The sequence below is a fragment of the Pseudovibrio sp. Alg231-02 genome (genome assembly GCF_900143565.1).
GTDB lineage: Bacteria > Pseudomonadota > Alphaproteobacteria > Rhizobiales > Stappiaceae > Pseudovibrio.
The window spans coordinates 924,368-939,022 of sequence record NZ_FREX01000001.1 but is presented as its reverse complement, the minus strand read 5'-3'; the positions used below and the strand labels follow the sequence as shown (position 1 = coordinate 939,022).

General features: G+C 54.3%; 13 protein-coding genes. 12 read left to right on the top strand and 1 reads right to left on the bottom strand.

What is annotated here, in order from left to right; genetic code table 11:
* The first annotated feature begins 46 nt into the window (after positions 1-46).
* From DHN43_RS04105 to DHN43_RS04075, 6 genes are all read left to right on the top strand, one after another.
* Complete coding sequence (locus DHN43_RS04105; RefSeq protein ID WP_063287289.1) at positions 47-1,174, top strand: extracellular solute-binding protein; 1,128 nt, start codon at positions 47-49, stop codon at positions 1,172-1,174.
* A 177-nt stretch (positions 1,175-1,351) separates the two neighbouring features.
* The gene (locus tag DHN43_RS04095) at positions 1,352-2,437 is read left to right on the top strand and encodes an ABC transporter ATP-binding protein (protein WP_057464909.1); all 1,086 of its coding nucleotides are present in this window, start codon (positions 1,352-1,354) and stop codon (positions 2,435-2,437) included.
* Positions 2,430-3,716, top strand: a complete 1,287-nt coding sequence (locus DHN43_RS27360; RefSeq protein ID WP_244306642.1) for an ABC transporter permease subunit — start codon at positions 2,430-2,432, stop codon at positions 3,714-3,716. The genes DHN43_RS04095 and DHN43_RS27360 overlap by 8 nt, the downstream gene beginning before the upstream one ends.
* Positions 3,713-4,552 carry an ABC transporter permease gene (locus DHN43_RS04085; protein ID WP_063306593.1) on the top strand — a complete coding sequence of 280 codons (840 nt, stop codon included), beginning with the start codon at positions 3,713-3,715 and terminating at the stop codon, positions 4,550-4,552. The genes DHN43_RS27360 and DHN43_RS04085 overlap by 4 nt, the downstream gene beginning before the upstream one ends.
* Positions 4,553-4,570: 18 nt before the next feature.
* The gene (locus DHN43_RS04080; protein WP_108817793.1) at positions 4,571-5,059 is read left to right on the top strand and encodes an SRPBCC family protein; all 489 of its coding nucleotides are present in this window, start codon (positions 4,571-4,573) and stop codon (positions 5,057-5,059) included.
* Between the two features lie 60 nt (positions 5,060-5,119).
* On the top strand, positions 5,120-5,836 hold the full coding sequence (locus DHN43_RS04075; RefSeq protein WP_108817792.1) for a hypothetical protein: 717 nt from the start codon (positions 5,120-5,122) through the stop codon (positions 5,834-5,836).
* A 20-nt stretch (positions 5,837-5,856) separates the two neighbouring features.
* Here the strand turns inward: DHN43_RS04075 and DHN43_RS04070 are convergent, their stop codons facing one another.
* Entirely contained in the window at positions 5,857-6,438 is a 582-nt protein-coding gene (locus DHN43_RS04070; RefSeq protein ID WP_108817791.1) for a tetratricopeptide repeat protein, read from the bottom strand.
* A gap of 588 nt (positions 6,439-7,026) precedes the next feature.
* On the opposite strand from DHN43_RS04070, the gene DHN43_RS04065 reads away from it, so the two are divergent.
* The 6 genes from DHN43_RS04065 to phoU all read left to right on the top strand — a co-directional run bounded on the left by DHN43_RS04065 (position 7,027) and on the right by phoU (position 14,587).
* Entirely contained in the window at positions 7,027-8,394 is a 1,368-nt protein-coding gene (locus tag DHN43_RS04065) for an ATP-binding protein (RefSeq protein ID WP_057464913.1), read from the top strand.
* 261 nt (positions 8,395-8,655) lie between these two features.
* Positions 8,656-9,675 carry a PstS family phosphate ABC transporter substrate-binding protein gene (locus DHN43_RS04060; RefSeq protein ID WP_108817790.1) on the top strand — a complete coding sequence of 340 codons (1,020 nt, stop codon included), beginning with the start codon at positions 8,656-8,658 and terminating at the stop codon, positions 9,673-9,675.
* Between the two features lie 89 nt (positions 9,676-9,764).
* Positions 9,765-11,153: a phosphate ABC transporter permease subunit PstC gene (gene pstC, locus DHN43_RS04055; RefSeq protein WP_108817789.1), complete on the top strand. Its 1,389-nt coding sequence runs from the start codon at positions 9,765-9,767 to the stop codon at positions 11,151-11,153.
* Positions 11,146-12,993 carry a phosphate ABC transporter permease PstA gene (gene pstA, locus DHN43_RS04050; RefSeq protein WP_108817788.1) on the top strand — a complete coding sequence of 616 codons (1,848 nt, stop codon included), beginning with the start codon at positions 11,146-11,148 and terminating at the stop codon, positions 12,991-12,993. Before pstC ends, pstA begins: the two co-directional genes overlap by 8 nt.
* A 64-nt stretch (positions 12,994-13,057) precedes the next feature.
* A complete protein-coding gene (pstB, locus tag DHN43_RS04045; RefSeq protein WP_373456178.1) occupies positions 13,058-13,849 on the top strand; it encodes a phosphate ABC transporter ATP-binding protein PstB in 792 nt (263 codons plus the stop codon).
* Positions 13,850-13,882: 33 nt separating this feature from the next.
* The gene (gene phoU, locus DHN43_RS04040; protein ID WP_057464916.1) at positions 13,883-14,587 is read left to right on the top strand and encodes a phosphate signaling complex protein PhoU; all 705 of its coding nucleotides are present in this window, start codon (positions 13,883-13,885) and stop codon (positions 14,585-14,587) included.
* Positions 14,588-14,655: the final 68 nt, after the last annotated feature.

Sequence of the window (14,655 nt, the reverse complement as noted above, 5' to 3'; positions counted from 1 at the left end):
CGCCTCGGTTGCTATTAAGAATTCTTTGTCTCTTGAGGGTCCGTAAATGTCTATCTCTCGTCGTTCGGTTATAAAAGGCACTGCCGCAGCCTCCGCTGCTGCGATTGCTGCTCCTGCAATTTTGAAGGCCTCTGATGCGCTGGCATCTTCTGGTCAGGTGAATGTGTTCGCATGGGGCGATTACGTTCAGGACAACATGATCAAGAAGTTTGAAGGTGACACAGGCATCAAGATCAACCTGTCCACCTTTGGTTCCAACGATGAAGCTGAGCAGAAGCTGAAAGCAGCTGGTGGCAAGGGCTTTGACGTAATCTTCCCGTCCATCACCAACGGTGCCAATTACTATCCGGATGACCTGCTGGCACCTCTCGATGAGAGCAAGCTCAAGGTTGATGCTGTTGTGCCTTCCATGCTGCGCGACAGCGTGAAGCTGGGCGGCACCTACCGCGGCAAGCGCATGCTGCTGCCATTCGACTGGGGCACAGAGGCAATCACCTTCGACAGCTCCGTGTTCCCGCTCTCAAACGACGAAGTTTCCTTCGGCTCCCTCTGGGCACCGGAAGCAAAAGGCAAGGCTGCCTTCCGCCAGAAATCCGCTCTGATCGGCACCGGCCTATACCTCGATGCAATCGGCAAAGTGAAATCTGACCGTATGCTCGATGTTTACAAGACCGAGGAAGACGCCCGCCGCGTTTGGGACGAAGTGGCCAAGTTCATCATTGAGCGCAAAGAAAATATTGCTGCGTTCTGGAACAACGCAACCGAAGCAACAAACGCCTTCAAACAGGCTGGCGCGTCTATCGGTCAGACATGGGACACAACCGGTCTGCTGCTCAGCCGTGAAGATGCAAAATGGAAGTACCGCATGCCAAAAGAAGGCGGTATGACCTGGATGGATTCCATGGGCATTCCAAGCGGCGCGGCCAACACAGAACAGGCCTACGCCTTCATCAACGCCATGCTTGACCCGCAAATGGCAGGCATGTTCAGCTCAAACACCGGTTACAACTCCGCTGTTGTTGGTGCTGCAAACCATGCAGGCGAAACCTACAAGAAGCAGTTCCTGGAAATCTACAACAACGACACGCTGGCGAACCTGTGGTGGTACCCGGCAGATACGCCGTGGTTCGCTCCGCTGCGTCAGGAATACGTTGACAAGATCACCAACGCTTAAGGGTGTTGAAAGCAAAGCGCGGCATCAGCCGCGCTTTGCACATCCGCTCCTAAGAAATGCAGCAGCAAAACTGCGCACCTTGCGAGCACGGACTGTGCACTGGTCAAAATGTCAGGCACGCAGAAAACCTCTGAATTTCCAATCTTTAAGAGATTGAAGCGAAGCAATAGGCACTTCATGCACGGCAATGATGTAATTCTTGAAAACCTCTCCATGAAATTTGGCGATTTCGTCGCCGTCCAGCCCACTGACCTTAAGATCAACGCTGGTGAGTTTTTCTCCATCCTCGGCCCGTCTGGTTGTGGCAAAACAACCATTTTGCGCATGATCTCCGGCTTTCTTACTCCCTCACAGGGCCGTGTTGTGATCGGCGAAAAAGACATGTCCGGCATCCGTGCAAACGCCAGACCAACCGCTCTGATCTTTCAGAACCTTGCGCTGTTTCCGCTCATGAGCGTACGAGACAACATTGCCTTCGGTCTGGAAGCACGCGGCATCGCAAAGAAGACCCGGCTGGAAAAGGCGCAGGAGCTTTTGTCTCTGGTCGCGCTGGATGGTCAGGGCGACAAACTGCCAACAGCATTATCAGGCGGACAGCGCCAGCGCGTTGCCATTGCCCGCGCCCTTGCAGTTGAGCCCTCTGTGCTCCTGCTCGATGAGCCGCTCTCCGCACTTGATCTCAAACTTCGCCAGCACATGCGCGCTGAACTGAAAGACCTGCAGCGTAAAACGGGTGTAACCTTCATCTACATCACGCACGATCAGGGTGAAGCACTGACCATGTCAGACCGTGTTGCGGTCATGAACAAAGGCGTGGTGGAACAGGTCGCCACCTCTGACGAGATTTACGCGCACCCCAAAACGCCATTTGTGGCAAGCTTTGTGGGTGAGCAGAACATCTTCAAAGGCAAAGTCATTGGCAAAGAAGGTGACTTCGCAATTCTGGAAACATCGCAAGGCAAGCTCTTTGGCCAGAACGCACACGGCTTGAATGAAGGAGAGGAGGCCATCCTCTTCGTGCGTCCTGAGCGAATGACCCTGGAAGAAAAGCAGGGCCAGCAAAACGGCCTCTCCGCAATTCTGGAGCGCCGCGACATGGAAGGCCCTTTTGTGAACCTCCATATGCGGGCAGGGGACCAGCCCGTCGCAATCCATGTGACCAATGTTGAGCAGACCCACCAGCCTCTGGGCGCAGACCAGAAACTCTGGTTTGCCGCGCAAGATGCCGTTGTGATGCGTCCGGGAGAGCTGGCCAGTGAATAGTCTGATCAAGAGTTATGGCAAAGGCCTGACCTCACTCTTTATAGGCCTGGCTGCGATCTGGATTGTGGTGCTGATTGTGCTGCCACAAATATCCATGATCGACCGCGCCTTCACCTATGAAGACAGGGGCGGAGCGGCTGCAACGCTGGCTCTGGAAATTGACCGCGCCTATGAAGACGTGTTCCAGATCAACACCAGACTGGTAGAGCTTCAGGCTGAAAAAGAAGATCTGATTGCTGGCACGTCTACTGCTCCCCAGCAAGACAGTGCCTCCGCACTCAATCCGTTTGGTACACCGTCACCCTCTGATGATACCACCGGCCTCAATCCATTCGGAACGCCGTCAGTACCAGAAGCAAACGATACATCAGGCCTGAACCCGTTTGGCGCACCATCAGCAGGCAACACAAGCGCGGTAAACCGCAGCCTTGCCGAAATTGAGGCCGAAGAAGCACCGTTACTAGCGCAAAAGGGTGAACTAGAAACCCAGATTGCTGCGCTGGAAATAACCGAGAAATCCACGACAGACGCTGTCGGCTTGGACACCTCTTATTCGCTCAAGAACTTCACCATGATGAGTTCTGTGCATTTCCAAATCTTCCTTGCCACCATCATCTATGCGCTCTGTGTGACCATTCTGGCGTTTGCGCTGTGCTACCCGGTGGCCTACGCCGTTGCGATGACCACGAACCGCAACAAGCTCGCAATCCTGATGCTTGGCCTGCTGATCCCCTACGCAATCAACGAGCTGCTGCGCATCTTCTCGTGGATTATGATCCTGGAAAAGCAAGGCGTGCTCAATGGTCTGCTGGATCTGCTGGGCATTATCAACATGGAAGCTGGCGAAGGCTTCCGCTTTGTCGCCTCCAATGGTGCCGTGTTCACCGTAATGGTCTACGCCTACGTGCTCTTCATGGTTTTCCCAATCTACAACACGGTTGATACGCTCGACAAAAACCAGATCGAAGCGGCAAAGGATCTGGGCGCGTCCACATGGCGTATTCACTGGCGCGTGGTTCTCCCGCATGCCAAACCCGGTATTGCCGTTGGCGCGATCATGACCTTCATGCTCTCTGCGGGCTCTATCGCCGTTCCAAGTGCTGTGGGCCGTGGCCTGCACCCTGACTGGTTCTCTCAGGTGATTTATCGCCGTTTCTTTGAGGCAGACAGCTGGAACCAGGGCGCCGCCTATTCGCTGGCATTGCTGGTGGCCTGTATCGTCTTCATTCTGTTCAACATGTGGGTCTTCCGCGTCGGCATTCGGGACATCGCGAAATGACAACAACAACACTTGAAAGCGGCGCCATGAAAGAACAGGTGAAATCTCCTATTGATTGGGCCGCTGCCATTCTCAATGGCTATCTGGTGATCTTCTTCGCCTACATGTTCCTGCCCATGATCTTCATGGTGATTGCAGCCTTCAACGCATCGCCGACTCCATCTGTCATCGACTGGCAAGGCTTCACGCTGGACTGGTTTCGTGCACTGCCAGAGGATCAGCGTTTCATAGACGGGTTATGGCATTCGCTGATTATCGCGCTGGGCGTCATCGTCATCTCAATCCCACTTGGATTGGCTGGGGCTTTGTTGCTCACACGCCTGCAATCCCAAGCCACCACGTTCCTCTACACCGTGTTGGTGTCGCCCATGCTCACTCCGGGCATCGTGCTGGGGGCAACCACGCTCATCTTCTGGCGGGATGCCTTCGGGGTGGAAGGTGGCCTGCTGACCGCAACTATTGCGCAGTCCAGCTTCATCGCCTCCTATTGCATGCTCATGTTCATGGCACGCCTGCAACGGCAGGATATCGTGCAGGAAGAAGCGGCGTTGGATCTGGGAGCCTCCTCGTTCTTTGTGTTCCGCAAGATCACACTGCCATTCCTCATGCCGACCATTCTCACAGCTGCTGCAATCTCGTTCCTGCAGTCTATTGAGAACTACAACACCACCTTCTTTGCCATTGGCCCAAGCTGGACACTGGTTACGGAGATTGGGGCGCGCATGCGGTTTGGCATATCCCCTGTCATCAATGTCATCGGTGTTCTCTTTGTAGCAATTACGATAATTGCTGCTACAGTCTACGTGATGGCTCGCCGTAGGAAGGGACGCGGTTGAGTGTAATTGGGGGATGCGATGACATCAGGCGAAACGGGCGTCTTGGAGCAATTTTCACTATGCAAGGCAGAGGTGCTTCTGCCTGCATCAACTCAAAGCGCCTATGCGTGCTTTCTGGAGAAAATCGACGCCTGGTGGCCCGCAGAATACAGGTTCGCACCTGAGGGTGTACTCGGCATCGAGCCACTGGTGGGCGGTTCGTGTTTTGAAGATGTGGAAGACGGCAGGCGCTTGCATTGGGGCACCATTCAGGAGCTGGAGGAGGGCAGCAAGATTGTCCTTGCTTGGCAGATCTCGCCCAAGCGCCTGCTGATTGAAGACCCGCTAAAAGCTGGCATCGTCACAATTCAGTTTTCAGATGTTGAGGGTGGAACGCAACTCAAACTGGTGCATAGTCATTTCGAGCGCTACGGAGACGGCTGGCGGGAGTACCTGCGTGCCATGAACTCCAGCGCCGGATGGGCCTACTGCCTGAACAAGCTGAAAACTGCCATCGTGAAACTCTAAGGCGTATCACTGAGAAGTGGGCGCTGGATTTCAGATTAAGAGACGCATTTAGGAGCCTTCATGAAGCTCAAGTTTCGTTGCCTGCCAGAACTTCACGGACATATTCCTGAGCCGGTAGAAGCAAAGGCATCACTGCCTGACTGGTTGAAAGATATCCCTTCAACGGCTGAAAGTGAGTTGCTGGGCAGCGAACAGGTGCGCACACTCAAACACTGCCCACCAATCATCGACGGCTTTTCAACGGGCATCCTCTTCAAGCTGCCCTGTGATGTGACGATGAAAGGCGGCGAGTTTTCATGGCACTGGCCAAAGCCAGTCTCACCTAAAGCACAACAAACCCGATCACCCATCGGCCTGCATGTGCCAGAACAGGCAACCGGTGCTCCGCTGGGCACGAATCCGGGTGATTTCATCATCAAGCTCAACAATTTCTGGAGCATCGAGGCCCCTGAAGGCATCTCACTGCTCTTCACCCATCCGCTTAATCGCGAAGAGTTGCCGTTCAGAACACTGGCAGGTGTGGTGGATTGTGACCGCTTCAAAGGCGGCTTCGTTCATTTTCCAGCGCTTTGGAAAGACCCAAAATTCGAAGGCACGTTAAAAGCAGGCACCCCGATCGCGCAAGCTTTCCCATTCAAGCGAGAGGCGTTGGAGCTGGATTGCGCTCCGATGGATGAAGCCGAGTTCGAAACCCATCTGGACACACAAGGCAAACTACAGGCAGAACCGGGCCACTACCGCAAATCTGTCCGTGCCAAGCGCTCCGTTGAGGCTTAAGAGGCCAGTCAAAGGCCGTCTTATGGAAGCATAGCTTTCGAGTTCAATGGCACGCGCCCGAAGGATCCCTGGCTCATAATTTTCAGCAATTCAGGGCGCACAGGCGGATTGTTGGCAAACAATCGTCGCAACATATTGATGCCTTCATCATTGCCCTGCATCTGCATGGCTTCTGCTGCACCAAGAATATTCTCAGCATCATTTTCCAGCTCGGCCCGCTTTTGGAAGGCTTGCAGGGCCAGGTCCGGAACCTCCATGTGCAGTGCGATGCGGGCAAGGTTCAGCAATCCGTCGCTATCATCAGGGTAGGCGGCGGTGAACTCGGCAAAGTCATTGAGCGCTGAGGCAAAATCCTCCATGTCTAGACAAGCCGCAGCCCGTTCAAACATCGCGCCTTTGTGTTGCGGATTGAGGTCCAGTGTCTTCTCGAAATTCTCAAGGGCCTGCACATTGTTGCCCGCACGGCGGCGCACAAGGCCAAGGTTGTACCAAAGGCTCGGGTTGGTCTCATCCTCCTCCAGCATGAGAAGAATGTACTTTTCCGCTACCGCCCAATCCTCCTGTGCAATCGCAGCTTCCAGCTTTTCGAGAATCTCTTCCATCGTTCGCCCTTCGTTACACCCCACATAAGCGGTCCAATCATAGATGCCGAACACCGCTCGCAAGACCTATTTAAAGACGCAGGCCATTTAAATACAATTACCAAAGGTAAGAGGGGGAGGACACTGCACTTCAATTGAGCACTACAGCGTATCTCCGAAAAGTGGAAACCGATTTTCGGATAAAGATACGCAAAAACAAAGAATAAAGCAGTTCAGGTGTTTCAACTTAAATGCGAACTGCTTTAGACGCCAAACATGATAGTTGCATGACGTCTGCACTGGCGCAAATGAAGGTTTGCCGATTAATTATTATTCCTCAGCTTCTCTTCTGCTTGATTTGTTAAACCTGCTAAATATATAACCGCAGCAACTCGTCGATACGATCTCAGCGGATAAACATTGTTTGCCCTTGGGCGCAGGCCCTCTAAGATCCTTGGTTTCGCTACGTCTTTGACAATCTCCAGTTGGGAAAACTGAAGAAATGAGGTGCCGCCGTCGCGAGAATGTCATGCTGGCCCTGTTAAATTCTCGGCCAGTCTTGAAAGAAAAACAACGTAAACGCACAGCGGCGTTTAGAGAGTGGCACGTATGTCCCTGGATACCGACAAGGAAGAAAAGCAGGCCAATCAGGAGCCGTTGAGATTAGGTCTCAACCGGCGTGCGGTTTATCGCAAACCCGTTGATGTGCGCTGGATCCTTCTGGCATCTGCCGGCATTTTTGCTCTCTTCTCCATAGCCTTCGACGTACCCGTCTGGGCCTCGTTCTTCGCATACGCCCTCATTTTTGTTCTGGTCATCGGCGGCGGTATGAAAAGCCGCACCAAGGTCAAAGCACCAAGCGGTGTCAGCCGCAAGGAAGCCAGCGAGATTGTTGACCGCGGCATGAAGTCTGCCGTCAACGCCCTGCCAGACCCGTGCTTCGTCGTCGATTATCGTGGCACCACTCAATACGTGAACCTCGCTGCACAGCGCCGCTTCGGCACCATTGCAGTTGGCGATCCTCTGTCCTTCCGTATCCGCGCGCCATCGCTGCTGGAAGCGCTGGACCGTGTCTCCAATGGTGGCTCTACAGAAGTCATCGACTGGACCGAGAAGGTGCCGATGGAACTCTGGCTGGAAGCGCACATCGCGCCGCTCTGGTCCGTTTCCAGCGGAAACCTCGCCGTCCCTCGCGGACGCCCGGGTCTCATTCTCGTTGTCATTCGCGACCTGACCGAAGCCCGCCGTCTGGAGCGGATGCGGGCTGACTTTGTCGCCAACGCCTCCCATGAATTACGCACCCCGCTGGCATCACTGACAGGCTTCATTGAAACTCTGCAGGGCCCAGCCAAGGGCGACCCGAAGGCACAGGACCAGTTCCTCGGTATTATGCTGGATCAGGCAGAGCGCATGCGCCGCCTCATTGACGACCTTCTGTCTCTGTCCCGCATTGAGATGAAGGTGCACGTGCAGCCGGAAACCCTCGTGGATCTCAGCCTGATCATGCGTCATTCCGTAGAAACTTTGCTCCCGGTCGCGAAAGAATCGGGTGTTGAGGTGAATGTGAATGTGCCTGAGGAACCTGCCGAGATTCGCGGTGAGAAAGACGAACTCGTACAGGTCTTCAGCAATCTCATCGAAAACGCGCTGAAATACGGCTCAAGCGGGGGCCGAGTCGATGTCACATGCCGCCTCGACCCTGATTCCACCGAGACACCACATTGGATTGCAGAGGTCCGCGACTTCGGTCCGGGCATTGATCCTGAGCACCTGCCGCGGTTAACCGAGCGTTTCTATCGGGTTGACGTGGTCACGAGCCGTCAGATGAAGGGGACAGGCCTCGGTCTGGCCATCGTAAAACACATTCTGACAAGGCACAGGGCTCGCCTGGAAATTGAGAGCAAACCAGATGAAGGCGCCTGCTTCCGCGTGTTCATACCCGGCGCTGTTATTTATGATGAAAATGATATCGATTAAAATAATCTAATAAATTCAAATGCTTGCAATGTCATAAAACTGATACGCAACGTTCATATAACCATCACAGCCAAACGCTAGGTTACAGCCAGCTCGCAGCCGGGGCGCTGTGAGGTGAACGTAGTTAAACAGTTTAGAGCGCGTTCCGTTTGATTGGTTTCAATCAAACGAAAAGAATTCGCTCAAGCAAAGATGAGAGCACGTTGTGTGAATATTATGAACGCAACGCGCTCTTAAACCAAGACTCCCAGGAGACTTCAGGTGAAAATCAAGGCATTCGCAAGCGTTGCAGCGCTCGCTCTCGCAGGTACCATTGCTGCTGGTTCCGCACAGGCTCGTGATCAGATTCAGATCGTTGGTTCTTCCACTGTTTTCCCATTTGCAACAGCTGTAGCTGAGCAGTTTGGTCAGAAGACAAACTTCAAAACACCAGTTGTTGAATCCACTGGTTCAGGTGGCGGCATCAAGCTCTTCTGTGAAGGCGTTGGCGAAAACACTCCTGACATCACCAATGCTTCCCGCCGCATGAAGGGCAAGGAGCTGGTGAAGTGTAACGAAGCTGGCGTAACCCCAGTAGAAGTTACTGTCGGTTTCGACGGCATCGTTCTTGCGAACTCCAAGGCTGGCACTCAGCTGGACCTGACACTGGCTCAGATCTTCCTCGCGCTTGCGAAAGAAGTTCCAGTGGACGGCAAACTGGTTGCAAACCCATACCAGACCTGGGCAGACATTGATCCTTCCCTTCCTAACTCGAAGATCGAAGTGCTTGGCCCTCCACCAACATCCGGTACCCGTGACGCATTTGCCGAGCTGGCAATGCAGGGCGGCTGTAAAATGGTACCAGGTGCTGCTGACCTCGGTCTGAAGAAAAAAGCGTGTCACGAAGTTCGTGAAGATGGTGCGTACATCGAAGCTGGTGAGAACGACAACCTGATCGTTCAGAAGCTTGATGCGAACCCGAATGCACTCGGCATCTTCGGTTTCTCCTTCCTTGATCAGAACGCTGACAAGATCCAGGGCGCAAACATCGCAGGCGTTGCACCAACATTTGATGCAATTGCTGCAGGCGACTACCCAGTGTCCCGCTCTTTGTACTTCTACATCAAGAAAGAGCACGTTGGCGTAATCCCAGGTATCGCTGAATACCTCGGTGAGTTCACCAATGAAGACACATGGGGTGACGAAGGTTACCTGGCTGACAAGGGTCTGATCCCGATGCCAGCAGCTGACCGTGCAGCAGTTTCCAAATCTGCAGCAGCGCTGACACCACTTGCATTCTAATTGCAAACGCTAAGAGAGCGGTCAGCATGTCCAGCTGACCGCTTTCCTGCATCCTTCAAAAATTAAAGCCAGATAAGGCGACACAACAAATGTTCTGGACTTACGCTGCCCTTCTTCTACTGGTCTTCGTAACCGCTAATGTCTACGGGCGTTTCCGGGCTATGCAGGTTGCTGGTCATCAGCTCTCTGCACTGCATTCCCGTCCAAGCTACCATGGTGGATACCTGGCCATTCTGGCCGCTCTTCCAGCATTTGTCCTTTTGATTGCATGGGCAATCGTTGAGCCGCGCTTGCTTGATACAATGGTAATCAGCGCGAAGGCCGAGAGTGTTGCAGGACTGTCGAAAGCAGAACTTCAGGCATTCTTGCGGGACGCGCGCGCCATCGCATTCGGCGGCATCGTGGCCTTCTCTGATGCCGGCAAAGAGCAGGCGGCTGAAGTGTTCAGCTCACTTGCTCAAACATCATTCATTCTTAAAACAACGCTGATCATCGCTTTGGTTGCTGGTGGTCTGTGGTACGGCAATCGCACCATCACACCGACAATGCGAGCCCGTCATTTTGTAGAGCGCACCGTCATGGCACTGCTGATCCTGTGCTCCGCTGTCGCGATCTTCACCACCATTGGCATCGTTCTCTCGCTTATCTTCGAAAGCTTGATGTTCTTCCGCCAGATCCCAATTCTGGATTTCGTCTTCGGCACTCACTGGAGCCCGCAAAGCGCCTTTGAAGGGGCAGGGGCCGAGCACGGCGAAGCCAATACAGAAATCTTCGGTGCAATCCCGCTTCTGGTTGGCACCATGCTGATCACAGCAATTGCTATTTTCGTAGCCGCGCCCGTTGGTCTGCTCTCAGCAATTTACCTCTCCGATTATGCAAGCACGCCAGTGCGCGCCATTGCAAAGCCGGTTCTGGAAATTCTGGCTGGCATTCCAACCGTGGTCTACGGCTTCTTCGCGGCGCTGACTGTGGCACCCTTTATCCGTGGCTGGGGCGAAAGCATCGGCCTGTCAGTCAGTTCAGAATCTGCGCTGGCAGCTGGCCTTGTCATGGGCATTATGATCATTCCGTTCGTCTCCTCCCTTTCTGACGATGTGATCAACGCGGTACCACAGTCACTGCGCGATGGCTCTGCCGGTCTTGGTGCCACCAAGTCGGAAACAATCCGCCGGGTTGTTCTGCCAGCCGCTCTTCCGGGCATCGTGTCCGCTCTCATCCTCGCTATCTCCCGCGCCATTGGTGAAACCATGATCGTGGTGATGGCTGCAGGGCTTGCCGCAAACATAACGGCAAACCCGCTGGAAGCTGTAACAACCGTGACCGTGCAAATCGTCACCTTGCTGGTCGGTGACCAGGAATTCGACAGCGCGAAAACACTCGCAGCATTTGCACTCGGTCTTCTCCTCTTCTGCATCACACTTGCTCTGAACATCTTCGCTCTGCGCGTCGTGAAGAAATATAGGGAACAGTATGATTGATATCGCTCAGGACACTGCCGGTACTGCCATTGACGGGCGTGTCAAAGGCATTCCTTCCGGCGTCCATACGACAGACGAAGCTCGCAAACGCCTGAAAAAGCGCTACAGCATGGAAGCGCGCTTCAAAGCTTACGGCATGGGTGCCATCGCACTGGCTGCAACGTTTCTGGTTCTGCTGCTCTTCACAATTGTCGGCTCAGGCTTGCCTGCCTTCACTTACAACTACGTAAGTGTACCGCTCAATCTGAGCGCAGAAAAGGTCGATCCTGCCAATCCGGCTGGCGCAAGCTACAACAAGATCATTCGCGACGGACTGAAGGCAGAATTGCCATTCGCTTCCGACCGTAAAAACCGCCGTGTGCTTTATTCTCTGGTGTCCTCCGGTGCCAATGTCACGCTGCAAAAGCAAGCAATAGCCGATCCATCCATACTGGGTGGGACCGGTCCGGTTGCAATCCCGCTCTCCGACTTTGCCGACCTTTATGTCAAAGGTCTGATCACAAAGAAAACCGAGATCGCCACCTCAAGCGCAGCAACAGTTTCCGGCACGGACGGTCAGGTGACCATCAGTGCGCAGAAGCCTGAGTTTGAGCAGGTCCTTGCGGCGTTGAAGACCTATTATGATCGTGAAATCGAACTTCTGACAGGCAAGATCGAAGCGCGTGGCCGATCAGAAATCAGCGTGAAAACCAAGATCGCAGGCTTGGAGACCCGCTTGGCCAATGAGAAAGACCCTCTCGTTGCACAGCGCCTGACCTCTGAGGTTGAAGGCAATAAAGCCGCTCTGGTCAAGATCATGAGTGCGCTGGAAAAGCAAAAAGCTGAACTGGTTACTCTGCAGGGCCGCCTTGCCAACATTGGCACGGGCGGCACACTCAACGCCAACATGCCAAGTTTCTTTGTAGAGGTGAACGGCGGAACCATTAAAGCGGAGAAGGTGACACCAACCAGCGTCACCGGAACAGCCTTCATTCCGCTGTCTACGGATGCTGCCGTACCAGCTGGCCAGTGGGGCATTGAAGAGCTGGAAACGCCGGAAAGTTTCCGCAAGTTTTCAGACAAAGAAATCGCCTACACCGACTATCTGGTCTCCAAAGGCACTGTTGCAAACGAGTGGAACTCTATCTTCTTCAAGTCCGGCGCAAGCCGTGAGCCGGAGATGGCAGGCATTTGGGGCGCAGCCGTTGGTTCCTTCTGGACCATGCTCGTTACCCTGTCCCTCTCGTTCCCAATTGGTGTGTCTGCCGCAATCTATCTGGAAGAGTTTGCACCAAAGAACCGCTGGACACACCTGATTGAGGTGAACATCAACAACCTCGCAGCCGTGCCGTCCATCGTGTTCGGCTTGCTTGGTCTGGCGGTGTTCCTTAACGTCTTCGGATTACCGAGATCGGCGCCCGTTGTTGGCGGTATGGTGCTGGCGCTCATGACTCTGCCAACCATCATCATCGCCTCCCGTGCAGCGCTTCAGGCCGTGCCACCAAGCATTCGCGAAGCCGCGCTCGGCGTCGGAGCCTCCCGCTTGCAGGCCGTGTTCCATCATGTGCTGCCACTGGCAATGCCGGGCATCCTGACCGGAACCATCATCGGCATGGCACAGGCACTGGGTGAGACCGCACCGCTTCTCATGATCGGCATGGTGGCCTTCATTGTAGATATCCCGGCAAGTCCGGTTGATCCCTCTACCGTGCTGCCAGTTCAGATCTTCATGTGGGCAGACTTTCCCGAACCTGCCTTCCAGCAGAAAACCTCTGCCGCGATCATGGTGCTGCTCGGCTTCCTGATCTCGATGAATGCAATCGCAATCGTCCTTCGTAAACGTTTTGAGCGCCGCTGGTGATTTGAAAGGCAAGATCATGGCATTGGAAATGACCACAGACACCGAGAGTGCAATGGATACAACAATGAGCGCCCCTCCAGCCGTTTCAGCTGAAGGCGAAACACTCAAGATGCGTGGCCGCGATGTAAAAGTGTTTTACGGCGACAAGCAGGCCCTTCATGGTGTCGATCTGGATGTCCGCAAAAATCAGGTGACAGCGCTGATCGGCCCGTCTGGTTGCGGCAAGTCCACCTTCCTGCGCTGTCTGAACCGCATGAACGACACCATCGACATCTGCCGCGTGCAAGGCGACATTCTCCTCGACAATGACGATGTCTACGACCCGCGCATTGATGTGGTGGAACTGCGGGCCCGTGTTGGCATGGTGTTCCAGAAGCCCAACCCGTTTCCGAAATCAATCTTCGAGAACGTGGCCTACGGCCCACGCATCCACGGTCTGGCACAAGGCAAGTCGGATCTGGAAGATATCGTCGCAAGTTCCCTGCAGCGTGCAGGGTTGTTTGAAGAAGTGAAAGACCGTCTAGACGAGCCGGGTACAGGCCTTTCCGGTGGCCAGCAGCAGCGCTTGTGCATCGCGCGCGCAATCGCTGTGTCTCCGGAAGTGATCCTGATGGATGAGCCGTGTTCTGCGCTCGACCCGATTGCCACCGCGAAAGTGGAAGAGCTGATGGACGAGCTGCGCCAGAACTACACCATCGTTATCGTAACCCACTCCATGCAGCAGGCCGCACGTGTATCCCAGCGCACCGCGTTCTTCCATCTGGGTAATCTGGTGGAAGAGGGGTTGACCAACGACATCTTCACCAACCCAAAAGACCAGCGCACGCAGGACTACATCACAGGCCGTTTTGGTTAAGAATAAAAGAGCGGTACTCTAAGGAGATATCCGATGAAAGATCATATTGTCTCTTCCTTCAATGAAGAGCTGAAAGAACTGGCCGGACGTGTCGTTGAAATGGGCGGACTGGCAGAAACCCTTGTTCATGACGCTGTGACCGCACTGCTGAGGCAGGACCGCGAACTGGCAACCCGCACCATCGCTGCCGACCAGCGCCTGGACAACATGCAGGCCGAGCTGGAAGAGCTGTGCATCTCCGTGATCGCACGCCGTCAGCCAATGGCAAGCGATCTGCGCGACATCATCGCCGCCATGCGCATCTCCAACGATCTGGAGCGCGTCGGTGACATGGCCAAGAACATCGGCAAGCGGACGCTGGCGATTGAATCCGAATTCAACAACAAGCAGCTCGCTGTGGGTGTTGAGCACATGTCTGATCTGGCGCTTGAGCAGCTCAAAGCCGTTCTGGACGCCTACACCTCTGGTGATCTTGAAGTTGTCCAGCGCGTACATGTTCGCGATGACGAAGTGGATGCGCTTTACACCAGCCTGTTCCGCCAGCTGCTCACCTACATGATGGAAGACCCGCGCTCCATCACCATGTGCGCGCACTTGTTGTTCTGCGCAAAGAATATTGAGCGCATCGGTGATCATGCAACCAATATCGCAGAAAACATCTACTACATGATCTCCGGAAGCCACCTTCCAACAGATCGTCCAAAGACGGACGAGCTGGCGCAGAGCACAACCGTGTAGAGTGTGTTCACTTATAACGAGCAGAACACACGCAATTGCTTTATAAGAGAAGGTGCAAAGAGAGCACT

Coding starts and splice junctions, on each gene's coding strand:
- DHN43_RS04085 (WP_063306593.1), top strand. CDS start 3,713: ATGACAACAACAACACTTGAAAGCGGCGCCATGAAAGAACAGGTGAAA.
- DHN43_RS04105 (WP_063287289.1), top strand. CDS start 47: ATGTCTATCTCTCGTCGTTCGGTTATAAAAGGCACTGCCGCAGCCTCC.
- pstC (WP_108817789.1), top strand. CDS start 9,765: ATGTTCTGGACTTACGCTGCCCTTCTTCTACTGGTCTTCGTAACCGCT.
- phoU (WP_057464916.1), top strand. CDS start 13,883: ATGAAAGATCATATTGTCTCTTCCTTCAATGAAGAGCTGAAAGAACTG.
- DHN43_RS04070 (WP_108817791.1), bottom strand. CDS start 6,438: ATGGAAGAGATTCTCGAAAAGCTGGAAGCTGCGATTGCACAGGAGGAT.
- pstA (WP_108817788.1), top strand. CDS start 11,146: ATGATTGATATCGCTCAGGACACTGCCGGTACTGCCATTGACGGGCGT.
- DHN43_RS04080 (WP_108817793.1), top strand. CDS start 4,571: ATGACATCAGGCGAAACGGGCGTCTTGGAGCAATTTTCACTATGCAAG.
- DHN43_RS04095 (WP_057464909.1), top strand. CDS start 1,352: ATGCACGGCAATGATGTAATTCTTGAAAACCTCTCCATGAAATTTGGC.
- DHN43_RS04065 (WP_057464913.1), top strand. CDS start 7,027: ATGTCCCTGGATACCGACAAGGAAGAAAAGCAGGCCAATCAGGAGCCG.
- pstB (WP_373456178.1), top strand. CDS start 13,058: ATGAGCGCCCCTCCAGCCGTTTCAGCTGAAGGCGAAACACTCAAGATG.
- DHN43_RS04075 (WP_108817792.1), top strand. CDS start 5,120: ATGAAGCTCAAGTTTCGTTGCCTGCCAGAACTTCACGGACATATTCCT.